Here is a 7,045-nt window from a genome sequence, read left to right as displayed (position 1 = left end):
CAGAAGGCAGAAGGCAGAAGGCAGAAGGCAGAAGGCAGAAGGCAGAAGGCAGAAGGCAGAAGGCAGAAGGCAGAAGGCAGAAGGAAAAAACAGAACAGGAACCATTTTGGCGGTTGCTGTAATATGAATCTCGATTAGCCGTGTTGGAGACAGAAAGGGGGTTTGATGAAGGAAAAGACCTTGTTGCAGTTGTTGAACCGGGTAAAAAAAACTCGGTTTGTGCGATCGCGATCGCGTAATATCATGTCAAGTAATTTAAGCATTATGGGTACGCAGCGAGGAATGCAAGTCCTCATACAATTGTGACGACGAAGGCCCTCACTACGAACCAATTTTATTGCGGTTGTTCTAGCGGACAGAATATAAGTTTTTATCCCAAATTCGCAAAGGGCGGATTTTTTTGTGTTTGGAGTTGCAACAAATATTGCGGGTAAAACCCGCGTCTACAACCACTGACTAAAAACTAAATAATTTAGCTATGAACAGTACCGTCGGGTAAGATTGTACCTGTTAATGTAGTCCGGGTAAGTTTGACCATAACTCGATCGCCGTAACCGATTTTCGCTCCTGTTAAGTCAGCACCGCTCAAGTCAGCACCGCTCAAATCGGCTCCGATTAAGTTGGTTTCTCTCAAGTTGGCATTGATCAAACAAGCTCCTAACAAATTGGCCCTGAACAAGTTTGCTTGGTGCAAATTAGCGCCTGTGAGATTGACGTTGTGTAGAAAAGCATCACTTAAGTCGGCTTCACTCAGGTTTGCATTGCTCAAGTTTCTTCCAGAAAAATCCTTTTCTTTTAAGGAAGCTCCTTGGAAGTTGGAACCGCTCAAATCGGGAGCTTGGGGGCCAGCTTGGCGGTAAGACTGAGATGGCGGCGGCTGCGATTGGTAGCGGGAGGCCTCTGAATAGGGCCCTGCAGGGTTTCCCCCATAGTTTCCCGCATAATTTCCAGGATATTTTCCTGAAGAGGGTTCAGAAGAGTAGCGGGGTTCTTTTGGGTTGGCCGGTGGTGGCTGGGTGTTTGGATACTGAGTATTTCTGTACTGATTGTTTTGGTACTGAGTGTTTTGGTACTGAGTATTGGGTTGCTGATTGTTTTGGTACTGAGTGTTTTGGTACTGAGTATTGGGTTGCTGGGTATTTTGTTGCTGGGTGTTTCTGTACTGGGTATTTTGTTGCTGGGTATTTTGTTGCTGGGTATTTTGTTGCTGGGTGTTTCTGTACTGAGTATTTTGTTGCTGGGTATTTTGTTGCTGGGTATTTTGTTGCTGAGTGTTTTTGTACTGAGCGTTTTGTTGCTGGGTAGTTTGTTGCTGAGTGTTTCTGTACTGAGCGTTTTGTTGCTGGGTGTGTTTGTGCTGGGTGTTTTGTTGCTGGGTGTGTTTGTGCTGAGTATGTTTGTGCTGAACGTTCTGATTCTGACCTCTTGGTTGAATCGATCGCAATTGTTCGCGAGCTTGATTAATTTCCTTAATCTTTTCTTCAGCTTTCTGTAGTAGTCTGGGATTGTCTTTGGGGATGCGATCGGGGTGCCAAATGAACGCTAAATCCTTGTAGGCTTGGCTAATTTCTTCTCTGGAAGCTCCCGGCAACAGTCCCAGCACTTTATAGTATTGGTCGAGGTCGTTCATTGTACCACCTTTCGCTTTAAGAAATTAGGAATTAAAAATTAAGATCGGAGCAAAAGCCGTTCTCAAAGCTTGCTTGTCCGATCGTGCATTAGATGAACAATAACTCAGCTAAGCCGCTGCTGGCAAAAAGTCTCGAATTCGCTGCAAGTATGTTGCAGCATCCTCCAGCATCGGAAAGTGAGCCGTATTCGGAATTATAACAAATTCTACTTTTTTGCTGAGGGAGGCCGCTTGCTCTCCCATGACGGCGGGGATAATTTGGTCAAATTCTCCTGCCACAAGCAGTGTGGGAACACTCAGCCGCGCAAATTCTTGGGGCATTTCCTCGGCTGCTCTTTTGCTGACGGCTGTCACCATTGTACCTATAGCAGCTTGCTCGTCTGCCATTAAAAAATCCTTGAGAAACGCCAGACTGACCTCTGTGGGCAGGGAACGGCGCAAAAACCGGGCCATAAATAGCCGATCGGCAAAAGGGATCGATGCCAGCCAAGATGGTCTAAATTTTACCACATAGCCACCGAATTTGTGAAAAGTTGTAAAGGCTTTTTCATCGTATTCAAAAATCCCGCTGCAAGTGAGAATTGCTTTTTCTACTTTTTCAGGGTAAAGGTTCAGAAATAAAGTAGCAATTGATGCACCTGTAGAGTGAGCATTGAGAAAGACGCGGCTTAAATTCAGAGATTCTAATAATTCCGCTAAGTCGTGGGCATAGGTTTCGAGTTCGTAGCTGGACTCAGGAGGCTCTTTCGGCAAGGGCGATCGACCAAAACCTCTCATATCGTAAAGCAAACAATCAAAATCATCAGCAATAGCCCGTGCCGTGCTTTCCCAGTAGCGCGCTGATCCCGCCCAGCCGTGCAGGAATACCATCACTGGTTTCCCGCTAGGTTGGGCCGTGTTATCTGCCGTTATCCACTCGTAATAATGTTCTACACCGCGAATTGAAATGAAAGACATGATTAAGTAGTTTTGAGTTGTGAGTGATAATTTTAAATCATATAGGAATGAGGGGCGATCGCGTCTCATATCAAATCCGGTTGCATCGTCCTGTATTCATCTCTGTATTCTCTCCCTCTGCGTTCTCTGCGCCCTCTGCGGTTAAATCATTCCGATGCTACCGGAAACGATATCAGTTAGCCGAACTCGTATAATGTAAGCAGCAAAAGATTAAAAGGAAATTTAATATGAAAGAATTAAATAAATTAGAATTGGATGGAATTAAGAACATGGGGGCAGTTAAGACTCAGGTAAAGCTGACCAATGCCATAGATGAAGCTCTAATTAGTCGGGGGTTGCTCGCGCCTCGGCTGTTGCGTGAGTGTGAAACAGAAGCTCTCGTAGATACAGGATCGGTTTACCTAGTAATTTCAGCAGAGATGGTACAGCAGCTAGGTTTACGAATTATAGGACAGCAGCTTGTTAAGTATGCTGATGGTCGTCAGGAAACCGTAGGAGTAACGGAGGCTATATTAATTGAAATTGAGGGGCGTAGGACTACCGAGGATGCTCTGGTAACAGGTGATGAGGTGTTGATTGGTCAGGTGGTTTTGGAGAAGTTAGATTTGCTTGTCGATTGTAGGAATCAGCGGTTAATCGGGAATCCCACTAATCCTAACTATCCTGTAACTTATATCAAGTTAACAGGCGGATGCTAAAAAAAACACCCAGATTACCAACTTCTTAAAAAAGTCGGTAATCTCAAAAAAATCTGCGTTAATCTGCGTCAACCCGCCCACATCTGCAGTCAAAAATTACCAACATAGGAACCAATCATAAATCTTAAGCCGCAGAAGCAGCCAGCCAAAATAAACCATCTACCAAAAGCGTGCTTAACACCGCGCCGCTAAACGCGCGCCAGTGCAGTTGCGTGCCCCGCAAACTCAGCAAACCGACTGTTAGCAACACAGCGATTAAAACTAGAGCGCAACCTATGCCCCAAGGAGTTTCAATTTGACCGATCGCACTTTGAAAAATCGGCATTGCTAATTCCGGTTCCGCGTGCATCACTTGCCGCCAGTAGGGCATCAACCCAGTTAAATAAAAATATAAATCAGTAATGGCAGTACCGAATAGCGAACCCAAGTAAAAATATCCGCCAACTTTTCCCCAAGATTTGCCCAAGCACCAAATAGCAAAAGGCAAGCCAATTGATTCTATAGGTAGATGTAAAATTGGTTCCCATCTAAACCACCCCCAATAGATAGAACCTGCCAGCCAACATCCGGCGAATCCTAATAATAAATCTCCCCAAAGTTGTGTTTTGGGGCGGAAAATTAGAATTAAACTCAGAACGAACCAGGGGATAGTTGATAGCAAACTGATGGTTGGATATAAGCGCACTAACGGTGCTTGCACGAAGACGGGAATTGAGACTAAAAAAGCTGAGGCACCAAATATCAACCACTGTTTGATGCTGTTGGTTGTGGCTGAAGTGAGAGAATTGTCTAGGCGGGCGATGGTGGCAATAGGTGCGATCGCTGAGGATACTAAATTTAGATTAAACAACTGATTGGACTCCGTATTGTTTCAATAGGTGGACTAAAAATTTTGCTGCGGTTGTTGGTGCGACAGTCTCAATCCCGGCGGCGGTGTGGCTGACGTGCCAGCCTTTTGCCGTTTGGGGATCTCGCCATAAATCCAAATGTTCGATCGCGGGATCTGCATAAAAGCTTTCTCCACCGCCACCGAGAATTGCCGAACTCCAGTGCGTAAAGCGATCGTGGCTGATTCGGTGGATCGGAAAATTGCCCGCCAGAGGTACTCCCCAACCGTCTAAGGCAAAAAATGCCCCGACTTTGCCGCCGAGTTGCTGCCACATCCAAGCCGCCCCGATCGCCCCGGCTACTCCTGCCGAAAAGCTGACAAATACTAGACTTTCTCCTGCTAAGTCTTCGCTGCACAAAAAGTGCAATATGTCAAGAGCCGAGAAAGGTGGATATTTATGAGCGGGAAAAATCTTGACACGATCGACTATTTGCTGGTTTGGGCGATCGGCTGCCAGTCCCCAAAGCCCCGAAAGTCCCGCCAGGAAACAGTCGGTTAGCTTTGGTTCGTGGACTCCGGGGCAAATTACCAGTCTCATAGTTCGTCAAGAAAGTTAATATAGTTCGCAACATAACTTTATCATATAGCTATTATATCATATACTACCCCAGGGGATAGGGTGTTAAAGTTATAATAGAGTCAAGTTTGAAGAGTATCCCCCCAAGTTAAAAGCTGGGAACGCTCCAAACCGCATTAATCTTAGGCAAGGTCAGGGAGTCTTAAGAAAACATAAAAGTTATCCCCCCCGGCCCCATGCCCTGTCAAGCTTAGCAAAGGCTGATTCTAGTTTTAAGCTGTTCTGTATTTAGATTTAACTTTTCCGGCGGCGTCGAAGCTGACCCCACAAAAGCTTAAAGAAACAGGATTGTGAAAATTAGAGGCCTGCCAGCTTAGCTGCCCTACGAATTTCGGGTCAGGGTCAATCGATTTTAGATTTGAGATTTTAGATTTTAGATTGACCCCACGGATAAATGCGGCGGTGTGAGGATTTTCGATTTGGGATTGATTCCACGGATAAATCACGTGGCGGGTACCACCTTTGAAATTCTTGGTCAAAAAACCTACTTAGGAGTGATGCCCATCAATCCGGTTTCTAGGATAAATAAGAGGTTTGACCGGGAAGTATGGGCCAAGAAACCGGGAATCAGCCCCGCGCACGTCAGTCGTGCGATCGCACACAATGAAAAATCTCCCATTCCCCCTTCATCCTGCCTGGATCTCTTAGAATAAATAAAATTGAGGAATACAAAGTGGTTGCTTCTCCAGAAAAAATCGATTTCAAAACATCTGCAGCACCCGCAAGTAACGATCGCGTTGCTGTATTGCTGATGGGTTACGGCGAAGTCGAAAGCTACGACGATTTTGCCAACTACAACGAACAAGCTTTAAATTTGCTTACGGCAAAGTTTGCGCCAGTACCGCTTTGGATTTATCCGCCGCTGGCGAAGATTTTAGCAATCTTTGACTTGCACGAGTGGAGTCACCAACACGGTCAATTCGTTTCGCCGCACAATGCAATTTTTGAACAGCAGCGCGCTGGGATTGAAAAGAATTTACAGGAGAAATGGGGCGATAAAGTAAAAGTGTTCAAAGCTTTTAACTTTTGCGCGCCGTTTTTGCCGGAACAAGTAATCCCTCAAATTCAAGCAGAAGGATTTGACAAAATTCTGATTTATCCGCTGTTGGTAGTTGATTCTGTTTTCACCAGCGGCATTGCAGTCGAACAGGTGAATAAAGCTTTAGCACAAACCTTTGATGGCAAAGAACATTGGGTAAAAGGACAGCGCTACATTCCTTCTTTTTACGATGAACCTGCTTACATCCAGCTAATGGCGGATTTGGTTGAAGAGGAAATTAAGAACGATTTAGCTGTAGCGCATTTGCCTTCTCAGATTGGGATTGTGCTGATGAATCACGGTTGTCCGCACAAGGCGAAGGGCTTTACTTCGGGAATTGTGGAAAGTCAAGCTTTGTACGATCGCGTGCGGGAACGTTTGATGTATCGCTATCCTTTGATTTCGGTGGGTTGGCTGAACCACGACACGCCGCTGATTGAATGGACACAGCCGGATGCGACGTTAGCTGCGAAGAATTTGATCGATCTGGGTGCAACTGCGATCGTCTTTATGCCGATCGGATTTGCGACAGAAAATCACGAAACTTTGTTAGATGTAGACCACATTATTGAGTCTTTGCAGAAACAGCGTCAAGGAGTTACTTACCGCAAATTGCCTTGCGTTAACGACCATCCAGAGTTTCTGAAAATGGCCGCTGAGTGGGCAAATCCGCAGATTGAAGCGTTGTTGAGTGAAACTGCGATCGCTGTTAATCCGAGTTTGGCTGCGGCGCACCGCGAGCACGCGCATTCTCATGAAGGGCACGGTCATTCTCATGGGGGACACGGGCATTCTCATGGTGATCACGGGCATTCTCATGGTGATCACGGGCATTCTCATGGCGGGCACGGGCACAGTCACTAATAGGACTTGGGCCTGAGAGCTCAGAAACCGGGTTTTTTGCGAAGATACTGCATGGAAATGGCAGATTTAGTGAAAAACCCGGTTTCTTTTGTTAGGGTGCGTAGGTCGAAATTTGGGCGAAAAGGGCGATCGGCTACGGGATAGCTATGCTTTACGGCTTTTTTATCAGATTTTCTGTGCTTGTCAAACATCCGCTTAGTCGCTACACTGTAGATACTCTGTATATACATTATTTTACCAAAGGTTGATTAACAGTAAGACTTTTTCTGACATTTGCTAACAATCACTTACATTTGCCTTCTGGTCTTCATGTCATATAGAATGAATTTAGCCACTCAGATGTAGGTGAAAAACCTTGGTAGTACGCAACCGCTATATAAATAAGTTGCCT

8 protein-coding genes are annotated in these 7,045 nt (G+C 45.6%); 3 read left to right on the top strand and 5 right to left on the bottom strand.

Annotation, left to right across the window (positions count from 1 at the left end):
• Positions 1–165 precede the first annotated feature (165 nt).
• Positions 166–306 carry a hypothetical protein gene (locus tag QUB12_RS10370; protein ID WP_333306649.1) on the top strand — a complete coding sequence of 47 codons (141 nt, stop codon included), beginning with the start codon at positions 166–168 and terminating at the stop codon, positions 304–306.
• A gap of 166 nt (positions 307–472) precedes the next feature.
• Here the strand turns inward: QUB12_RS10370 and QUB12_RS10365 are convergent, their stop codons facing one another.
• Together QUB12_RS10365 and QUB12_RS10360 are read right to left on the bottom strand one after the other, a co-directional pair.
• On the bottom strand, positions 473–1,630 hold the full coding sequence (locus QUB12_RS10365) for a pentapeptide repeat-containing protein (protein ID WP_333306646.1): 1,158 nt from the start codon (positions 1,628–1,630) through the stop codon (positions 473–475).
• A gap of 108 nt (positions 1,631–1,738) precedes the next feature.
• The gene (locus QUB12_RS10360; protein WP_333141652.1) at positions 1,739–2,587 is read right to left on the bottom strand and encodes an alpha/beta hydrolase; all 849 of its coding nucleotides are present in this window, start codon (positions 2,585–2,587) and stop codon (positions 1,739–1,741) included.
• A 227-nt stretch (positions 2,588–2,814) separates the two neighbouring features.
• Here QUB12_RS10360 and QUB12_RS10355 point away from each other — a divergent pair, with 227 nt between their 5' ends.
• Complete coding sequence (locus QUB12_RS10355; protein WP_332983681.1) at positions 2,815–3,285, top strand: aspartyl protease family protein; 471 nt, start codon at positions 2,815–2,817, stop codon at positions 3,283–3,285.
• A gap of 124 nt (positions 3,286–3,409) precedes the next feature.
• On the opposite strand, the gene QUB12_RS10350 is transcribed toward QUB12_RS10355, so the two are convergent.
• From QUB12_RS10350 to QUB12_RS10340, 3 genes are all read right to left on the bottom strand, one after another.
• Positions 3,410–4,135, bottom strand: a complete 726-nt coding sequence (locus QUB12_RS10350) for a DUF3120 domain-containing protein (RefSeq protein ID WP_333141650.1) — start codon at positions 4,133–4,135, stop codon at positions 3,410–3,412.
• The gene (locus tag QUB12_RS10345) at positions 4,128–4,712 is read right to left on the bottom strand and encodes a hypothetical protein (protein WP_333306644.1); all 585 of its coding nucleotides are present in this window, start codon (positions 4,710–4,712) and stop codon (positions 4,128–4,130) included. The genes QUB12_RS10350 and QUB12_RS10345 overlap by 8 nt, the downstream gene beginning before the upstream one ends.
• A gap of 523 nt (positions 4,713–5,235) precedes the next feature.
• The gene (locus QUB12_RS10340; protein WP_333306642.1) at positions 5,236–5,370 is read right to left on the bottom strand and encodes a hypothetical protein; all 135 of its coding nucleotides are present in this window, start codon (positions 5,368–5,370) and stop codon (positions 5,236–5,238) included.
• 54 nt (positions 5,371–5,424) lie between these two features.
• On the opposite strand from QUB12_RS10340, the gene QUB12_RS10335 reads away from it, so the two are divergent.
• The gene (locus QUB12_RS10335) at positions 5,425–6,654 is read left to right on the top strand and encodes a ferrochelatase (RefSeq protein ID WP_333141645.1); all 1,230 of its coding nucleotides are present in this window, start codon (positions 5,425–5,427) and stop codon (positions 6,652–6,654) included.
• Positions 6,655–7,045 lie beyond the last annotated feature (391 nt).

The sequence above is a fragment of the Microcoleus sp. B7-D4 genome (assembly GCF_036705125.1).
Classification (GTDB): Bacteria; Cyanobacteriota; Cyanobacteriia; order Cyanobacteriales; family Microcoleaceae; genus Microcoleus.
This window is presented reverse-complemented; position numbering and strand designations above follow the sequence as displayed.